Source organism: Ekhidna sp. (assembly GCF_965227465.1).
In the GTDB taxonomy this organism is placed as follows: domain Bacteria; phylum Bacteroidota; class Bacteroidia; order Cytophagales; family Cyclobacteriaceae; genus Ekhidna.
In genome coordinates this window covers 1,795,569-1,814,822 of record NZ_OZ245746.1, presented here as the reverse complement: position 1 = coordinate 1,814,822, position 19,254 = coordinate 1,795,569, and the positions used below count along the sequence as shown (strand labels likewise).

The following is a 19,254-nucleotide window of genomic DNA, read 5'->3' as shown; positions in this document are numbered from 1 at the left end:
ATGCAAGAAGGAACAGTAAAGTTTTTCAACAGTGAAAAAGGTTTTGGATTTATTACTCCAGACAATTCAAAAAAAGATGTTTTTGTTCACGTTAGTGGATTGATACATGAGATCATTGAAAATGATAAAGTAGCGTTTGAGGTAGAAGAAGGTAAAAAAGGACCACACGCAATCAATGTAGAGCGTATCGACTAATCGCCATACAAGAAATTAGAAGAGAGGATTTGTTATCATCTCTGATTTAGAGAAAAGGTGGATTTACGATGGTAGATCCACCTTTTTTATTTTGGAATAGATATAAGAATGATAGCGATTGTAGATTTTATTTCAAACCAGCAGCTTTGATCTTCATGCAGGATTTAAATGTTAAAATACTCGAAATAACAGGAGCAAAGTCTATTATTTGTTCTGAGTCAGTTCAAAGACTGTGGAGTGGTTATGGGGAGATTCGGCGCTATTACCTAAAAGGGGGGAAGTACCCAAGTATTATTGTGAAGCATATTCGGTTACCCAATAAACCGGATCATCCTAAAGGCTGGAATACTTCCTTGTCTCACCAAAGAAAACTCACATCCTATCTTGTAGAACGGAAATGGTATCAGAATTATACGAAGCAAACCAATCGCTGCTGTAGAACTCCTCAATGTTATCATGCAATTGAGGAAGGAAATGAATTATTGCTAATCATGGAAGATCTTGATGCATCAGGATACGATACCCGAATACATCACGATCAGGTTTCAATGGATCAGGCGAAAGTTTGTTTGAGTTGGTTGGCGCATTTTCATGCAACCTTTATGGGAGTGGAGCCAGAAGGGTTGTGGCCTGTTGGCACCTATTGGCATCTGGAAACTCGTCTGGAAGAGCTAGAAAGTATGCAAAACGACTTACTTAAGAGTGCTGCCAAAATGATAGACGCACATTTAACAAATGCAAAGTACCAGACGCTTGTCCATGGTGACGCTAAGTTGGCTAACTTCTGCTTTGGAGCAACGGAAGTTGCAGCTGTTGATTTTCAATATGTTGGAAAGGGTTGTGGAATGAAGGATGTCGCATACTTTATAAGCAGTTGTTTTGAAGAAAAGGATTGCGAGATATTTGAAATGGAATTGTTAGATCACTATTTTAATAAACTTGAGGTTACTATGGATAACACCATTGATTTTCAGTTAGTTAAAAAAGAGTGGAGCGAGCTGTATCGTTATGCATGGGCAGATTTTTATCGGTTCCTCGATGGCTGGAGTCCGGGACACTGGAAGATAAATGACTATAGTAAGAAACTAACCAATCAGGTGATTAAAGAACTAAACGAAAAATGAAGCTAAGTTCTGAAGATCTGACTTCATTACGTGATATCGCTTTGCGAGCGGCTCAAGAAGCTGGAAGATATATTCAATCACAGTTCGATAAGCATAATGATAGGCATTACAAGCAAGGGGGTGACACGCCCGCTTCACAAGTGGTGACTGCAGTAGATGCTACAGCTCAGAAAATCATTTTAAAACACCTTGAGGACAGCATTCAAAAATATGATTTAGGCCTGTTAACAGAGGAACAGGCAGATGATCGCTCACGGCTAATCAAGGATTTTTTCTGGTGTATTGATCCCATGGATGGGACCCTGGCATTTATTGAGAAACGATCCGGATATGCAGTTTCTGTCGCATTGGTAACTCATGCAGGCGACCCGATAATTGGTGTGGTATATGTACCTGATTCTGAGGAAACTTATACCTCAATGCAAGGAAGTGGAGTTCAATTAAATAGCGTTGATTTTAAAAGACCCAAACTGAATGATGAGTCTATTCATGTATTCATGGATCGCAGTATGCCAACTCAACCTTATTTTGATCAAGTGACTTCCCAACTAGCAGACTATGCTATAAAGCAGAACAAAACACCCATTGAATTCCATTCCAATTTTGGTGCGGTAAGAAATGTAATAGAAGTCCTTAACTCAGGAACAGGTTGTTATTTTAAGTTTCCAAAGCGCAATAAAGGCGGTGGAAGTATCTGGGATTTTGCTGCTACTCGGCTTTTCTGTGAAGAGTTAGGTGTTTGTGTTTCCAATGCTTCGGGTGAGTCTTTACATCTAAATAATCCTGATAACACCTTTATGAATGAAGTAGGTGTCGTTTATGCTACCAACAAGGAATTATCAAAATGGATCATCCAATTGAATAAGCGGGTATCCATTTAAGAAGGCATTTGTGTTTACTTAGCCAAATGTTGACCTTCAAGAGATTCCTTATATCTGTCAATTTTTTGATGCATTACCTTGAACCAAATGGGAGGGACCAGCGCCATTAACATCATGCCGGGGTATCCTGTTGGCATTTGTGGACTCTCATCAAAGTGACGTAACACCTGATAAGGTCTGCTCGCCATGTAGTGGTGATCGGAGTGTCTGGAAAGTTCCAGCAAAACCAGTCTTCCCAACGGGTGATTGGAATTCCATGAATGAATGGGCAAGGTTCGTTCATATCTATCCCCTTTCATTTTTCTTTGCAAACCATAGTGTTCGATGTAGTTAACAGTCTCCAATTGCATAAATCCGGCCACAGCACCTAAAACAAAAAGAAACATGGGCTGAAGGCCAAGGAAGAATCCGATAGCTAACACGAGCCCTAATTGAATTAGCTGAAAAAGAAGCATTTCATTATGTAAACTCCAAAATGATTTTTTGACTTTGATCAGTCGCTCTTTTTCAAGTTTCCATGCAGATAACCAACCATCTTTGACGGTCCTCAAGTAAAAAGCATAAATAATTTCTCCATAGCGACTGGATGCCGGGTCTTCTTTTGTTGCCACATTTCGATGATGTCCTCTATTATGTTCGATAAAAAAGTGCATGTACAAAGAGGTCATGAGCAATATTTTGCTCAAAAACTGCTCGTGCCTGTTGCTTCTATGACCCAGTTCATGGGCGTTGTTGATAGCTACTCCACAAGCTACCCCATAGGCAAGGGTCATTCCCACCAATTCATATGTTTCCAGTCCTCCGACACTAATCCTAAATAGGAAATAACCAAGGATAAAAAGCTGAGTGGGTACTAGCCCATAGAGTAGGTAGTCATATACACGATCTTTTCGCACTATTTCTTCCTGCGCTTTATCCATATTCTTTATTGATCCACTGGTTAAGAGCTCAAAAAAAGGAATAAGTCCAAACGCATAAATGATAGCTGAATAACTAAACCAGCCTCCAAAGTATATTGAACACAACACAGCTAAAGGCACACTATAAACCGCCAAATATTTTAACCATTTCAATCTCATATTTACAAGCTTTGTCTTTGCTGCATCCGAAGTTAGAGGCTGAAGGTTATAGTTTTTAATCGGTAACCGTTCAAAAAGTGAAAAAAATAATAGGCTATTTAATATGTTTGATTAGCGCCTGAAGTTCCTCAAGATAATCTCTGAGCCACTGAATAGATAGTGTGGTTTCCTGAATACGTAATAAGAAATTATCGCTTACAAGGCCCACCAATGCGTTGGAAAAAAGCTGTTTATCCTTTATACCAAGCCCTTCACTTAGTTTGGCTACCAAAGGGTCTTTCACATACGCATATGCTTTTTCATAGTGTTCTTTGTATACCAGAGGATCTCCAAGCTTTAATTGTTTATGAAATAGAAAATCAATTTTGTGATCCATAATAATATGTATGACATCTGGATCTAAAGCGATAGCGTCTTTGATTTTGCGTCCGACTTCATTTGAATTTTGCAGGTGTTGAGTGAGAATCTCGAATGTAAGTACTTGTAAATCACCAAAATAGTGATAGAACGAAGATTTGTTCTTGCCCAAATCTCTGGCTATTGCTTCGACAGTCAATCCAGCTTCTCCATGCAAAGCAAAACGTCGGTATGCCGCATCGATCCAGATGTTCCGTTTGTCTCCCTTCATTTCCTTTGACGAAAATTAAATTGGTTATCTATGTCAGTAAGCCTGGAAGTAATATATAAAAAGCAGTATTTAGTTACCTTTAATCTAAACAATCATTAAGCGCATGAATGAACACTCGAACAGCGGCGGAAGAATTTTACTCATTATCATAGCAACCATTGTTGTACTTGGCGGAGCAATAGGGGCGTGGTATTGGTTGAGCTATAAACCAGAACAAGATGCAAAAGAGCAAGCACGCCTGGAGCAAGTTGCTCTAGAACAGGCGGAACAAAAAAGGAAGGAAGATGCTGCGAAGAGGGAAGCAGAATATGATCGATTAATTAACGAGGCAGATGCCGCATTTGATCAAGAAGAATGGGAATTAGCACAGTCGAGTTACAGTAGAGCGTCTTCACTATTTCCAAATCAGGACTATCCTAAGAGCAAGCTGATTTTGGTAAATGAAAAATTAGATGAATTAGCAGCTTTAGAAGCAAAGAGAGCTGCTGGCATTGTAGAAACAGTTTCAGAACCTACTAATCGATTTTATGTGATCGTTTCCAGTAGTATTGATGATGATTTAGCATCAGATTATGCCAGCAAATTGGCCTCCGAAGGAAATAATGTAAAATTGGTAAAGCACAATGCGAATGAACTACCTTTTCATGGTGTGTCTGTTGCTGATTATGAGACGTGGGAACAAGCGCAAGGTGCGTTACCTTCTTTTAGCAACTTTGGATCGGGTGTTTGGGTGTTGAAGTTTTAAAGGCTTAGTGATTTTCAGCTGTTCTTAGAGTAGTACCATTATTTCTTCATTGAGTACTACCGTCAATTGGAAAATACCTTAAAATAGGTATTGGAAAATAACTTCACCAATCATTAGCTTTATTCAAGTGAATATCATCAATAAGATTGTATTTTCATTATTCCTATTGACTATCGGTGTGGTGTATGCACAGGATAGCTATGAAGGTTTTATTAAGAAAGGAGATTCTTCAGCCTATCTAGATCCTCTATCCTCCTTAAAATATTATAAAGAATCCTTAAAATACGCTGAAGGCAAAGCACAACTTCGGGCTCTATACAAGCTTGGAAACTCCTATTTATTCAATAATCAGCTAGATAGCATGTTGATTATTGCGATAAAAATTGATAGCCTTTGTTTAATTTCTACTCTTGACTTAGACATTGAGCTTACATTTTCTGATTTTCTAAAAGGGAATTACTATTTAGCTTCAGACACTTCAAAGGCACGGGCTCTTCATGATTCGGTCTTGCTGGTCCGGTTAAAGTATCAGCAAGACTATCCGCTAGATTTAAGCAAATCATATGGTTCACTTGGTTTAATTGAAGCAAACAAAGGGCAACCTCAAAAAGCGTTGTGGTATTTTAAAAAAGCATACGAGATTCGTAGGAAACTTAGAGATCCGGATTTAAGTCTCGAAAGGGCGATAGCCGCAAAAAACGTAGCACTAGGATACGTAATGACAGGTAGATTTGATTCTGCCTCATTTTTTATTGATAATGCAATGGAAGTTTTTGAAATGGAACTTCCACCAGGTAATCCTCAATTTTCAGATATTTATACAAGAAAAGCTTTCATCAGCTTTCGAACCAACAGATTTTACGATGCTTTATCCTATCAAAGAAAGGCTAATGAGATTCTTGAAGAGAATAACCTTTTTAATGATAGTAATTTCAACCTCTACTATTGGCAGGGTATATACGCGCAAAACAATAGACTCTTAAATGAAGCTAAGCAATCCTTTGCAAAGTATTTGAAGCTTTCAAATGATCTACCAATATTTGAAAGAGGCTATGCATATGAGTTTTCAGGCCACTATCATTGGGAAAAGAAGAAGCGATTAGATTCCGCAAAATTCTTCTATCTAAAGGCTCTGAAGATTTATTCTACATTGGATATTCCTCCAGATGACTTAAGAAAGGAAAATCTTCTTTATTGGCTTGCGCAGGTTTTATCTGGAGATTTCCCAGGCGTTACAAATTTGTTAGAAGCAAAAAAATTACACCTCCAGATACAGGACCTATTAGAAGAAAAGGAAAAGGAGACGAACGGTTTATATTTTCTTTCGAAATCAGAGATTGGATGGATATATGCTAATCTGGGAGTTTTGGATTCAGCTGAATTAAGTTTAAATGAGGCTGAGATTTTAAAACAAAATAGTGTCTGGCAACCTGGATATAACCCTTCACAAAACATTTCAAGGAACAAATCATTTCTTGCTTTTTTGAAACTTCGACAGAGGGAATGGTCTCAATCCAATGCATTTATAAATCAAGTTCAAAATGAGGATTATAATTCACACGTTTTAATTTTTGAAGGTTTCACTGAATACATGATGGGAAACAAAGCGAAGAGTTTTGAACTTTATCGTGAGGCAATAAAAGCATATCCTAGTGACTTTGAGAAACAGGGGATAGCGAATTTTGATGAGCATGCCAGCCCTTCTCCCTATGTTCCTTTTGGCCAAATGACAAACACTTTACTAAAGGCAAAAGATGCCTTTTTAGCTGAAAATTTTCTTCGATCCCTAGTTGATTTTTATGATTCTTCGTCTGGGCTTGATGGTGAGATCAAAGTAGGAGCACTTAAAGATTTGCTTCTTTTATTTTATACCAAAAATCAGACTTCTAAAACCATAAAAATCGCTGCTGAAATAGATAATTATCTCATGAAGTACGAGCTCAGCAGTTATGCTGAATTGATGTGCGCCTACGAAGTGTTGAGACATTATAATTTCAGACAGGATTTCTCCAGCTGTAAAAGAATACTCGATCGCATTGAGAGTTCACGGTTATTTGGTGAGTTGAAAACCGCACCAATGGTTATTATTCAGCATGGATTTCTTTCTTTCGAAGCTTATGATCGAATTGGTGAGAGAGATAAGGCAATTAGTGTATTGCAAAATGCTCTTAAGACCTCTAAAGAAATCGGAAACATGCCAATGTCGATTCAGCTTATGGGTAGTTTAGCGATGATTCACACCAAAAACGGAGCTCATGAAATCAGTAAAGCCTACTTGGAAGAAGCGATAAAACTTGCAGAAAAAAATGCTCCAAACCTGATTGCAAGCTTATATATGATGAAAGGAGACTCTTATACATCCATGTCAAATAATTCAACACTTTCAGACTATAAAAAGGGATTAGAGTATGCCCAAAAAAGTAATGATTTCTTTTATGATGAGGTTCAATTAAGACTTAGAATGTCTAACTATCTAAGTTCGACTGGTAAAGATATTGAGGCAATTGAGAATGTCAGCATTGCATTAAATAGATTACCAGAAGATATGGGTTCAATGAAATTTAGGCTTTTGGAATTAAGAGCCAAATCATATCTTAATGTTAATTTATTTCAAGAGGCAGAAAAGGATATACTAACTCTTTCAAAAATTGATTCACCTCAAAAGGGAAACTATTTGTTTATTAATTGGCTGAGATCTCAACTTGCATTTAAAAAAGGTATAGAAGCTGAAGGATTCAAACTACTGGAGGACAATTACTCATTTATTCAGAATAATGACAGTGCATTATCAATAATTGAATTGGAGACCTATTATGGTATTTTGACAACTGAAGCCAATAAGCTTAATAGTGAAGTCACAGAAAAAATATTTCATTTGGTTTTTGACCAAATTGAGAAATCTGGCTTTGAAAATGCGGCTAGAATTTACTCCAACATTGCTACTTCTCTTGCAACTAAAGGAGATAATAAATTATGTATTGAGTACCTAAAAAGGGCGAAAGCGAAAGCTACTGAAAATAATAGCTATGATCTATTATTCCTTGTCTATAAGGATTTATCGATCAACTATAACATTCTGCAAGAATCAGACTCTTCTAGTTTTTATGCACTAAAAGCAATTGATCTAAGCGAAAAAAAAAGTTTAGTTTCATATTCACAGATTCCGTATTTGTATATCCAACTCGCTAGTAATTATTCGAAGCGATTGAATTGGACACTAACTAAAAGTTATGTGGATTTAGCGACCAAGTCGGCCGATAAATACCTTGCTAATAACCTTCTGGACAAAGCATATATTTATTCTCAAAGTGGTTCAATTTTGAACTATGGTGGATTTGATTTAGAAAACTTGGAAAAAGCAGAGCGGTATCTGGTTACGTCCTTAAAAATAAGGGATAGTTTAGGAGTACGTGAGGAATTTATAGTTCCCGATCTTATAAACCTGGATAATAATTATAAATTCAGAAATGCTCCTAATCCATATAAACCTATGATTTCCAAAATCATTCAAGGTTTATCTTCTGACAAAAGTCAGACAAGTCCTGATTTACGGGTATCGAGAGATTTAATGATTGCCAACCTTCTTGTTACAAATGATCAAGTAGATGAAGCAATTAGCATGTTAAAAGAAACGGAAGAATACCTAAAAGACGCAGCTAACTCAATTCAGGATAGTAGTAAAATGACCACATTATATTGGAGAATAGCAGATTTAATGATGAATAGGGGATTCACCAATTCAGACACAGAAAGAGTACTTGCAGCAGATGAATTAAAGGCACTTCAAAAGAGTCCAGAAGTTATTATTGAGGCCATAGGATACTATCAGAAATCTTTGCAACTAGATTATCCCAATTTTGAGGTGAATACTATTTATTCATTGCCAGCCGATATTCTATTTGATGAAGATCACCCTATTGATGCAATTGCAGGACTGAATCAATGCTATTTTCAGTTGATTTATAACCAAAACGAAGAGGTATTTACAAATTTAAATCCGGAAGGAATGAAAGCCATTTTTAATGACGAGAACTCAAAGGATTTACTTGATCAGATGGCAAAAGTCTTAGAAATACTGGATTTAAGTATACTTGAATCAGTCGCCAGGCCCGGTTTTGATCAAGATAAATTAACACTCTTATCAAATACGAGATTCAGCAGACGAACGATGGCTTCCTGGTTTGGAATGGCTTGGATGGCGAACAACGAAAGAAAGTATTTTGACCTTTCTTTAAAAAGTGCTGAAAGTGTCAAAGGATTGCTACTAAGTAAAAAAATTCTTCAAAAAAATGTAGAGACGTCAAATGACTTCAAAGAGATATTAATTGAGGAGCGGAAATTAAGAAATAGAATATCTTCACTCGAAAGAAGTGATATTGAGGAGCAAAGGAAGGAAGAGGCATTATTTAAATTGAATGTTCAGCTCGACACAATTGTGAATAAACAAGCTGAATTCTACGGAGAGAATAAAAATCTTTTTCTAACCAAGGTCCCAAGTAGTGAGGAAATCCAACATCATTTGGAGGATGATGAAGCAATCATTTCTTATTTCAATTCACTGAATGCCTATTATATCTACATTATAACAAAGGACACTATTCTATTATACGATCCTCTCATTCCAGAAGGTTTTGAAGATGCCATTCGCAACGTCCGCAATAGCTTAGCTCCCAAAAACAAATTTGATGAGGCATCTTTGTTGCTGTGGGACGCATTGATTGAGCCAATTTTTTACTTTTCTCCTCAAGACTATGACGTTTTAGAGGGTGTTTACAAACTTATTATCATACCTGACAAGGAATTGTATCAGGTACCTTTTGAGGTATTTACATTCGCACCTCCTGGAGATAGAAAGCGGGAGGGTAGTAAAGGCAAATCAAAATACTATAATTATAATTTTTTATTTAGGATGTACGACATCAGCTACTCGTACTCGATAAGTCAATTCATCAATAGTAAAACAAACATTAAAGACAATTACGATTACGAATTTCTTGGATTTGCTCCGGTCTTTTCAGGTAAAGAGGGTTACGTAATGGACTCCAAAAATGACACTGATACAGATAATGTAGACTTATCAAAAGTCAAAAAGAAGATAAAAGGGTATAAAAATGCCTTGCCTTTTTCAGAACTGGAGGTAAATGATATCCATAAAATGGTTACCTCTTCTTCCAGTGATTCATTCATTGTAACACATGATAAGTGCAATAAAGACTTAATTACATCTGATTTCTTAAACGATTTTAGAATCGTTCATTTCGCAACACATTCGACAATAGATAACGCTCGACCTGAATTGTCAAACATAACCATCTCAGCAAGCGGCGAGACTATCACTGCTGATGATAAACTTTTCTTAAGCGAAATCGAAGACCTTGATATCAATAATGAGTTGATCGTTCTTTCCTCTTGTGAATCTAACCTTGGTAAGTATATCGATGGGGAAGGAACCCTGGGGATGGTTCGCTCCATTTTTGTTGCCGGAGCGAAAAATGTTCTGGTTTCACTATGGAAAGTAGATGACGAAGCGACCGCATATTTTATGAAAGAGTTCTATAAAAACCTGTATGTAAATGGAAGTCTCGATTATTCAGATGCCCTTTGGTCAACCAAAATTGATATGTTGGAACATCCGGTATTTAGCAACCCTTATTATTGGTCGGCTTTCTTGTTGGTGGGTGAATGAAATACATTCATAATAATCTGCCCAAAATATACTCCGAAGATCATTTCGCATAAAACCAGGAGGGATTCCAGATCTGAAAAGTTATCCGGAGATATAATTCCCAAAGGCCTCAGATTTACAATAACAAACAATAATAGAACATATGAAATCGGAATTATTAAATGAAGAAACGTTGCTGATCTGGAAAGGACTTCTGTGTTATCCGCTTTGTTTATAAGTCCCTTTTTTATAATAGTACTAATGTGCAATCCGAATAGCGGAATGATTATTTGAATGATCGATTTCATCTCATCAATATGAAGTCCGCTGGTAAGCCAATGTGCAAATAAGATCATTAAGATCAAAATCTTTGAAATAATGATGAAGTAGGTAAAAAAAGATCGAAGTTTATATCTGGTCATCTAGAAAAGTGCATAAATAAAATCCTCTAAAAATATCTGATTGTATTCTATAAGCAAATCCTTGTATCCCTTATACATACTTATGTATCCATCTTCAGAGGGTGAAAGTATTGCAGACCCATACTTTCCTCTTACTTCGCAAAATACTTTAGTCATATTTTTATCTTCTACGTTCACTCCAATTTCAATTTCGAGGATCTCTCTAGGGGGGAAAAAAGCTTTGTCAATTACTTCACCTTTTAACTCTGTCACTTTCAAAATAAGCGAAGGATAGGATTTTTTCTTCTTAACGTTTGCCCCTTTGTGTTTCTTTTCGAAATACCTCGTAACACTATCTTCTATAATGTCATAAAGCTCCCTTTTAGATAGTAGGTTTCCGTCTCTACTTTTTTCTACAATGGATCTTATTCCAGACTTAAGCTTATCATTATCCAGTTCTATTTCATGAAAATCTCTTACCGTTGGCCCAATGGTTTTGATGGAATCATTTTCAAAGAAAATTTCCAAGTTAAAACAAGGAGTACCATTATCGCACTCCTGATAAATTTGAATGGACTGATCCTCAGATTGAAAGCCACTTAAGTTTTGGATTCCTCTAAATAGATACTCTTCAATTTGTATTCCATAATTTGAAAAATCACCACTTATTTTCTGCCAGATAATACCCGGAATTGAATCAACCGATTGATCGAAGTAGATAATGATTTTCCTTTTCTCATTATCTGTAAAAATATCATCAGCATGAATAGTCGAGTGTAGTCCATTTGCAGTTAGCCAATCATTGATATTAGATTTTAAGGTGATGGTAGCTTCGTTGGTTTGGCCCTGAGCTAATAGGGAGCAAAAGAAAGTTATGAAAGCCAGGATATATTTCATCAAACGGTAGATTGGGATTTTATATTAAAATAAAGTTAATGAATAATCCGTAATTAAGATCAAGATTATAGTCTGGCAAACAGCTTCATTTTCACAGTATTAAGGTTGGAAATACTATTAGATTTTATTCAGATTTTGATCAATGATTAGTCACCGTACAGGGTGTTTGGTATAATTCTAATATCAATTTGTCTACAAAAAATTGATTGTTAAATAACTTCTATTTATAATACCACCGTTTTATGAAAAATACCCTAAAAGGGGTATAGGATATAGCAGTATTTCTATAGAAATTAGATCTAAATCTTTTAAAAGGAATGAAAACACTACAGATTCTTCTTTATTGCGCACTTGTAATTTTTTTGATTTCAAGCTGCTCAACAGGAAAGACATATGTGAAGACAATCTCTTATTATGGAGTTCCAAGTTCAAATAATACCAATTACTATAAGGTAAATATTGAGAGCAATAGCAAACTCTCTAAACTCAATTATGAATCCGGCTGGTATCCTGAATCAGCGCTTGACAGGTTGTTTGGAAATACATCATCAGATGCTACAATAAAAGTGCTTGAAACTCAGAATGTATTGACTGATCAGTACAATGAAACAATAGTTGCGCTTAATAGAAAATGGCTTGATGCTGCAGCTGATATTGAAGTGCCAGATTCAGAACTGCAAACGTATCTTAATGCACGAAGAAGATTACTTGCCTATCCAAACTTGGGATTTATGCCTTTGAAGAATGCGTTTGAGCTTGAATACAATCCTGAAAGATCTATTGCCATTGCCCATGCAAATGAAAAGTTTGCAATAGTTGTATCTGCTAATCCAAATGAAGTGGTTGGTAAAATATCCAGCTTCGCTGAAAGTGACAAGACCACCATGGAGATTAATCGTATTGGGAATCTTCTGAAAACTGATTTTGCAAATTCAATTATAAAAATGAAGGCGAAATATGAAGTGGATAATGAGTTTGATAACAAAATTCTCGTTTCTCAGTTGCAAACTCTAAATTCATTAGCTAAAAGAGGAGCTGGGGCAGTAACTCAAGATGAGGCAATTCGTGAAGTTCTTACTTTGAAAACTTTAATAGAAAGCTTAAAATGAAATATAATATTCTAGCTATTCTTATAATAATATTACTTAGTTCATGTGCAAAGAGCACATTAGTTGTAACAGTAGATATTTTTACAGGAAATCTTCCTGAGGTTCAATCAAATGATGATGAAATTGATAATATCATTGGAAAAGTAATAGAGTTGGAAAGTGTATCCGAGCAAGTTTATACCGATAAGTTGAGGCTTAGCGAGGCAATTTTTAAAACTTACATAGCTTATTACAAATTTGCTGCCGAAGCAATGGACGGTTCTTATGATCCGGCCTTTACAGAACCACTAAATGGATTGAAATCTGATTTTGAGGATAAGGTTAAAAACCAGAAAAATAGTATCGATAGTGGGTTTGATACAATCAAAAGCCTTTTAACAGATTTAATTAATAGCGAAGGAGATTTTCAAGTTTATCAGAATCTTAAATTAACGCTTCCTGCTAAGATCAATCAGCAGATAGCTAGTATTGAACAACTTGCTGATTTTACTCATGTTTATATTGAATCTATTAGAGGTTCCTTTAGCCAGGATCTTCAAGACCTAAGTAACTTAAAGAATGAAAATATTCAAGAAAGTACTTTTAATGAAGTAAAATTGGCGTTAAGTAACTTAGCGACATTGCTAAATAATAGGGATTTTAATGTTGATAGTAGAATTTTAAGTGAAATGCTTGAATCTCTTGAGAGTCAGAATCTAACCTCATTTAAAGACTCTTTTACTAAACTTTCATCGGTATTTGCTGAGATTCCTAATACACTCACTTTAGAGTCAAGAACCAATGATCTGGCAAAGTTTATACAAGACAAAAATTTTCTGTTTAATCAATTAGATAGACTTCAGGATTTTGGTCATGTAGATTGGAAGAACATTGCCATGAAAATGGATGACCCGAATTCATGGAAACGAGAGTTTACATCAACAGAATTTGAGGCAGAAGGTAATAGTTCTGTTGTACTGGTAAGAGATAGTCCTGTAAGCTTCCGGCCTCAACAGGTTAATAATGATCCATCTGCCCTCATTCAGAGTCAACTACAAATTAGCCGAGCGGCCACAGGAATGGCTCTTTCGGTAGCTGGCGCGGTAGCTGGTATAGATCTCGAGTCTTCACCTAATATTGATCTAAGCACTGCAGAAGTGTCGAGTACAAATGAAGGCCAAAAAGCAGCACTCGAAAGAAGAATGGAGCTACGAGAAATTGCATTAAATAACTTGATTAAAAATCTTCAAAATATCGAAGAAGATTTAAATAATAATGGTGGAGTAGCTGCTGATCGAGCGGCCATTTTAGGAAGGATAGAAATTCTTACAAAAGCATACATTTTACAGTTTCAATAATAACATGGAAGTAGGTGATACAGTCCTTTTTGCAAGAGAAATTTTAGGAATAGCACAAGGCTCGCAGGGCAATGTGTTTGAAGTAATTGGAGATTTGGTACGAGTCAGGGTTACACATCACCCTGATTGTTCGCCTCATACAGGCTTTAATACACCCCCTTTGGCTCAAGAGAATTTCATCCTAGGTGATAATTGTTGAATTTCTAATGCCAATTATCTAAGAAGAAGCGTTAAAATATTCTTGAGCTGTAAACCACGTTACCAAGAAAATTTTCGAATCTGAAATTTTGAATAGTAATCTAATCTAGGAGATAGTCACTTTAATCTGATATTATCAATTTCTTCCTTTGCTTGTAGATAATACTTATTGAATTTTTTTAGATTATGTTGCTCGTTTTTAACAAGCAAATTTCTAAATGCTTCAAAATTCTCTAAAGCAGCTTCTCGATTACCATCTTCGAGTTGTAGCATAGCCAAATGAAACCGAGACAAGGGGTAGCGAAAATCCTGCTCATTTGTAATAATTAAATTGTAATGATGTTCTGCACTATCATATTGCTGCGTTAGTCGATAGCATTGAGCCATCTGATACTGAGCTTTCACATACTCAGGATATTCAGTAAAGGCGACCTGGTAATATCTGATTGCGAGATTGTATGCTTCAGCAGCAAAATAATGATCGCCTACTAGCGTGATTCGAATGGCTTGACGCTTTTTGATTTGTGAAAAAGAGCTAAAGGTAGCTAGCAGCATGATAAGGAAAATTATTTTCCTATTTTTCATCATTGATAAATTCTAACTACTAGAAATTTACTTATTTAAATCTGCCAACAAAAAAACAATTCGACTAGTTGTAACAATGATGCGATACATACACCGAAAAGACTACTATTGTAGATATGAGTAGACATAAAAGGCATTTAAAATATAATGGTAGATGAGATTAAGAAAAATCTTCCGACTAATAATCCTGCTGTTAGCATTGAATGGTTATGGTCAGGACACATCCCCAAAAACATTTACCTGGTTTCAGTATAAAGGATCTGGTTCGATTGGATCCGGGAAATGGGGAGCTATGTTGGATGTCCAACACCGGAGGATTGATTTTCTTGAAACGACCAGTCAACATCTTATTCGGCCCGGAATCACCTATCAACTAGGAAATCAATTTTATGCGACCATTGGGACCGCTTTTTTTTGGCATAACATCTCTACGAATAGCGATGAAGCAGTCTTTCGTTATGAGTTCAGGCCTTTTCAATTTTTACAGTGGCATCAGTCTTTTCCTGCATTTAAGTTAAAACATAAATTCCGATTTGAGCAACGGTACAATCGCAAAACTGAGCAGGAACAAATTCTTTCCGGTTATGACTTTAACTATAGGGCAGGTTATCGAATAGAAGTAGCTTATCCTTTAGATGAAAATTTCTCACTAAATGTCTATGAAGAACTTTTGATCAATTTTGGTAAGGAAATCATTGGAGAACACCTTGATCAAAATAGGATATACCTGGGCATAAGGTATAAGAAAGGCCGCTTTACTTACAAGACAGGATATCTATGGCTAGCAGCACCTCTTGCTGGACAGTCTGGTATTAAAAACAGTCATATTCTCAGAGTTGGAGTGAGCCATAATTGGTAAAACGGAGTTAGTTTAATGGTTCTTCAAGAAAGGAATCAGACTATTTTGAACTATTTATATCCTTACAAAAAATCGCTTCATTTCTTAACTAGCCCCATCTTCAAACGCCTGAATTTCGATTCGCACTTATCCTGCATCCAGCCTATCAATCCTCAAAAGTTACAATTCCTGATGCCGTCCAATATTCATCCTGTATAAATGATTAGATGTTGACAGGAATTTCTGAATTCTTGTAAAAGTTCATGCCAGGGAATGATAGCGGTTTTTTTTTCGGTACTATCATCGACTCTTTTGTGAAGATATTCAAAACTATCTAGTGCGTTTTATCAGCTTATTTCTGTGATTGATCTAATCAGAAGGTTGTTTCGTAGAATTTTTTCATCTAACTTCTAATTCAGTAAACAATTATTAACCCAAAAAAATAACGTATGAAGAGGATTCTACTTCTTAGTTTTTTGGTTCTTTTTGCTTCATGTTTTGTCGTGGCTCAAAGAACTGTATCAGGGAAAGTCACCGATGATTCCGGTGTAGGACTTCCTGGTGTGAATGTACTCGTAAAGGGTACGACTAACGGTGTTCAAACAGACTTGGATGGTAACTTTAGGTTAGCTATTGAGGATGGTACAACACTCGTTTTTTCTTATGTTGGTTTTGAAACACAGGAAATAGCCGTTGGGACCAGGACCACTATCGATGTGACCATGGGTGGAGTTACGGAATTACAGGAAGTAGTTGTCACTGCTTACGGTACTTCGACGCAAAGAAACTTCACCGGTTCTGCTCAAACAGTTGGAGCTGCTGATCTTGCGTCTCGACAAGTAACTAACCCACTTTCAGCGATCGAAGGAAATGCTACGGGCGTACAATTCACATCTCCATCTGGTCCTGGTGAGTCACCAGGCATAGTGATTAGAGGAGTTGGAACATTGAATGGTTCTACTGCACCCTTATTTATTGTTGATGGCATCCAATTTACTGGACCAATCAATACAATAAATCAGGATGATATAGAATCCTTTACTATTCTAAAAGATGCAGCATCAACTTCCCTCTATGGTTCGAGAGCAGCAAATGGTGTGGTAATAATAACGACCAAGAAAGGAAAAAAAGGTGAATTACGCGTTAATGCTTCATCTCAAATTGGTTGGGTATCGCGAGCAGTTCCTTTTTATGATCAGGTAACGCCGGGACAGTATTATGAAACTTATTGGGAAGCATTGAGAAATACAAGTGCCGCAGCTGGGGACCCTAGTTATGCGTCTGCAAATATCTATAGTCAGTTAGGATACAATCCATTTAATGTGCCAGACGATCAAATTGTAGGTGTAGACGGAAACTTAAATCCCAATGCTGATGTGGTTTACCAGAGCCTGGATTGGTTTGAGCAATTGCAAAGAACAGGAGTGAGAACTAATCATAATGTAAATATTTCTGCCGGTGGTGATGACCATTCTGTGTACTTATCAACATCATACTTGCAAGATGAAAGTTATGTTATTCGTTCTGGATTTGATCGAATAACCTCACGACTTAATGGTGAGTTTGATGTAAATGAACGACTTAAAATAGGAGGTAGTGCTAACCTTTCCCTAACTGAGACCAGAGGACCTAGTTCTGCGGGCACAGGCAGTATTGTTAATCCTTTTGGTTTTTCTCAAAATATGGGTTCCATTTATCCAGTGTTTGTCAATGACAGGGACGGAAATATCGTAAGAGATGCTGAAGGTAATCCTGTATGGGATAACGGTGAAGGATTTGCGGAATATGGTATTGGTTCACGACCTAGAAATCAGGGACGTCATGCCATCCAAGAGCTAACTTTAAATAACGAAGGTGATGACGATAATACCTATGGCTTCAGAGTTTTTGGAGATGTGGAAATTATTGAAGGTCTTAGTTTGAGAGTAACTTATGGTGGAGATTACAGTGATTTCTTTGAGAGTGAGTATGAAAACCCTGTGATAGGTGATGCACAACCTGATGGGCGATTAAGCCAGACAAGGGAACGTCAATCAGCTACTACCTTTAACCAGGTTTTAACTTTTCAGAAGGATTTTGATTCACATACGATAGACCTGACAGCCGGTCATGAGAGCTATGAAAGAAAGGTTTCAGATCTAAGTGGATTAAAGACAATTCAAACAGCAAGCGGAATTTATGAATTTGACAACTTTTCTAACATTGTCCGTCTTACAGGAGCAACGTTCGAAAGAGCACTTGAAGGCTATTTCTTTAGAGCCAATTATGATTTTAATGATAAATATTTTTTAAGTGCATCTGTTAGAAGAGACGGTTCTTCGGTTTTTGATAAAGAAAATCGATGGGGAACTTTCTATTCGGTCGGTGCATCCTGGCTACTAGATCAAGAGGCTTTTGTTCAAAATATTTCAGCAATAAGTCAACTGAAACTAAGAGCTTCTTATGGTGAGGTAGGTAATGATAACCTGGGATTCCCTGATTGGTATTTATCACAAGCATTATTTGGAATCACTTCCAATGCAGCTAACCCGGCTATTTTGATTGATGCTATTGGTAACTCAGCCTTAAAATGGGAAACCTCTGCAAACTATGATTTGGCGTTGGAGTTTGGTTTGCTTGATAATTTTCTAGAGGGCTCCATCGAATTCTACAGAAGAAACTCAACAGATTTGTTATACTTCCTTCCTATCGCACCAAGTAATGGTATTAATGAAGTTGCAGTTAATGCAGGGGATATGTATAACCAGGGTATTGAGCTTTCTTTAACGACGCACATTATCAATAATCAAGACTTGCAATGGGACGTGACTTTGCTTGGTTCTACTTTTAAGAATGAGATTACCAATTTGCCTGCTCCATTTATTAACGGAAGCAAGAGATGGACGGAAGGTCGTTCAAGATTTGATTTCTTTCTATATAGAACCGCAGGTGTTGATCCGGAAACTGGAGATCAATTGTATTTCCAGTATGATTTTGATGAAAACAACCAGAGTGTACCTGTTCTTGATTCGGAAGGAAATCATTTAACGACGACTGATTGGTCGACTACACAAAGGGGATACACCGGTGACTCTGCCGTTCCTGACTTTTTAGGTTCTGTATCAAACAGTTTAAGCTATAAGGGTTTTGATTTTAACCTATTAGTTACTTACGGAATAGGCGGAAGCGTGCTGGATAACGCTTATGCGGGCTTAATGCTTAGTAGTGATTATGGCCGTGCGTTGCATCCTGACATCTTAAGTGCCTGGAGGCAAACGGGTGACGTCACAGATGTGCCAAGGTTAGAGGTTGGTAACCCTGATTTAGTTCAGACACAATCAGATAGATTCTTAACGGATGCATCATTTTGGGCAATTCGAAATGCTAGTTTAGGCTACAACTTTAGTACTGCTATGCTGGACAAAATAGGTCTAAACAGTCTGAGAGTGTCGGTTATTGGAGAGAACCTATTTCTTAGTAGCAAAAGAGATGGCTTAGATCCTCAATATAATCTGGCAGGCACGGCACCTGGAGATGATTTTGTTCCAGGAAGAATTGTATCACTCGGGTTGAACCTATCATTTTAATCCATT

The 19,254-nt window shown here is 36.8% G+C and carries 15 protein-coding genes; 10 read left to right on the top strand and 5 right to left on the bottom strand.

All coding sequences use genetic code 11. From position 1 onward, the window contains the following. From ACO05G_RS08025 to ACO05G_RS08015, 3 genes are all read left to right on the top strand, one after another. Positions 1-195, top strand: a complete 195-nt coding sequence (locus tag ACO05G_RS08025) for a cold-shock protein (protein ID WP_348282238.1) — start codon at positions 1-3, stop codon at positions 193-195. 155 nt (positions 196-350) lie between these two features. Then, entirely contained in the window at positions 351-1,319 is a 969-nt protein-coding gene (locus tag ACO05G_RS08020; RefSeq protein ID WP_421765491.1) for a phosphotransferase, read from the top strand. Next, complete coding sequence (locus ACO05G_RS08015; protein ID WP_421765490.1) at positions 1,316-2,200, top strand: 3'(2'),5'-bisphosphate nucleotidase CysQ family protein; 885 nt, start codon at positions 1,316-1,318, stop codon at positions 2,198-2,200. Before ACO05G_RS08020 ends, ACO05G_RS08015 begins: the two co-directional genes overlap by 4 nt. 14 nt (positions 2,201-2,214) lie before the next feature. Here the strand turns inward: ACO05G_RS08015 and ACO05G_RS08010 are convergent, their stop codons facing one another. Next, positions 2,215-3,279: an alkane 1-monooxygenase gene (locus ACO05G_RS08010; protein WP_421765489.1), complete on the bottom strand. Its 1,065-nt coding sequence runs from the start codon at positions 3,277-3,279 to the stop codon at positions 2,215-2,217. Positions 3,280-3,373: 94 nt separating this feature from the next. Then, positions 3,374-3,907, bottom strand: coding sequence for a TetR/AcrR family transcriptional regulator (locus ACO05G_RS08005; RefSeq protein WP_421765488.1), 534 nt, complete (start codon positions 3,905-3,907; stop codon positions 3,374-3,376). Positions 3,908-4,010: 103 nt separating this feature from the next. On the opposite strand from ACO05G_RS08005, the gene ACO05G_RS08000 reads away from it, so the two are divergent. Together ACO05G_RS08000 and ACO05G_RS07995 are read left to right on the top strand one after the other, a co-directional pair. Further along, positions 4,011-4,652 (top strand): hypothetical protein, encoded by a 642-nt coding sequence (locus ACO05G_RS08000; protein ID WP_421765487.1) that lies wholly within the window; start codon positions 4,011-4,013, stop codon positions 4,650-4,652. A gap of 127 nt (positions 4,653-4,779) precedes the next feature. Then, a complete protein-coding gene (locus ACO05G_RS07995) occupies positions 4,780-10,338 on the top strand; it encodes a CHAT domain-containing protein (protein WP_421765486.1) in 5,559 nt (1,852 codons plus the stop codon). Here ACO05G_RS07995 and ACO05G_RS07990 read toward each other — a convergent pair. Next, positions 10,305-10,739 carry a hypothetical protein gene (locus ACO05G_RS07990; RefSeq protein ID WP_421765485.1) on the bottom strand — a complete coding sequence of 145 codons (435 nt, stop codon included), beginning with the start codon at positions 10,737-10,739 and terminating at the stop codon, positions 10,305-10,307. The genes ACO05G_RS07995 and ACO05G_RS07990 overlap by 34 nt on opposite strands. Further along, the gene (locus tag ACO05G_RS07985; protein ID WP_421765484.1) at positions 10,740-11,615 is read right to left on the bottom strand and encodes a hypothetical protein; all 876 of its coding nucleotides are present in this window, start codon (positions 11,613-11,615) and stop codon (positions 10,740-10,742) included. Between the two features lie 317 nt (positions 11,616-11,932). Between ACO05G_RS07985 and ACO05G_RS07980 the strand changes: the two genes are divergently transcribed. From ACO05G_RS07980 to ACO05G_RS07970, 3 genes are read left to right on the top strand one after another with little or no spacing between them, the layout of a single operon-like run. After that, complete coding sequence (locus ACO05G_RS07980; protein WP_421765483.1) at positions 11,933-12,724, top strand: hypothetical protein; 792 nt, start codon at positions 11,933-11,935, stop codon at positions 12,722-12,724. Continuing rightward, positions 12,721-14,061: a hypothetical protein gene (locus ACO05G_RS07975; protein WP_421765482.1), complete on the top strand. Its 1,341-nt coding sequence runs from the start codon at positions 12,721-12,723 to the stop codon at positions 14,059-14,061. Before ACO05G_RS07980 ends, ACO05G_RS07975 begins: the two co-directional genes overlap by 4 nt. Positions 14,062-14,065: 4 nt before the next feature. Beyond that, a complete protein-coding gene (locus ACO05G_RS07970) occupies positions 14,066-14,260 on the top strand; it encodes a hypothetical protein (RefSeq protein ID WP_421765481.1) in 195 nt (64 codons plus the stop codon). Positions 14,261-14,376: 116 nt separating this feature from the next. Here the strand turns inward: ACO05G_RS07970 and ACO05G_RS07965 are convergent, their stop codons facing one another. After that, the gene (locus ACO05G_RS07965; protein WP_421765480.1) at positions 14,377-14,814 is read right to left on the bottom strand and encodes a tetratricopeptide repeat protein; all 438 of its coding nucleotides are present in this window, start codon (positions 14,812-14,814) and stop codon (positions 14,377-14,379) included. Between the two features lie 184 nt (positions 14,815-14,998). On the opposite strand from ACO05G_RS07965, the gene ACO05G_RS07960 reads away from it, so the two are divergent. Together ACO05G_RS07960 and ACO05G_RS07955 are read left to right on the top strand one after the other, a co-directional pair. Next, complete coding sequence (locus ACO05G_RS07960; RefSeq protein WP_421765479.1) at positions 14,999-15,703, top strand: DUF2490 domain-containing protein; 705 nt, start codon at positions 14,999-15,001, stop codon at positions 15,701-15,703. Positions 15,704-16,131: 428 nt separating this feature from the next. After that, positions 16,132-19,248: a SusC/RagA family TonB-linked outer membrane protein gene (locus ACO05G_RS07955; protein ID WP_421765478.1), complete on the top strand. Its 3,117-nt coding sequence runs from the start codon at positions 16,132-16,134 to the stop codon at positions 19,246-19,248. Positions 19,249-19,254: the final 6 nt, after the last annotated feature.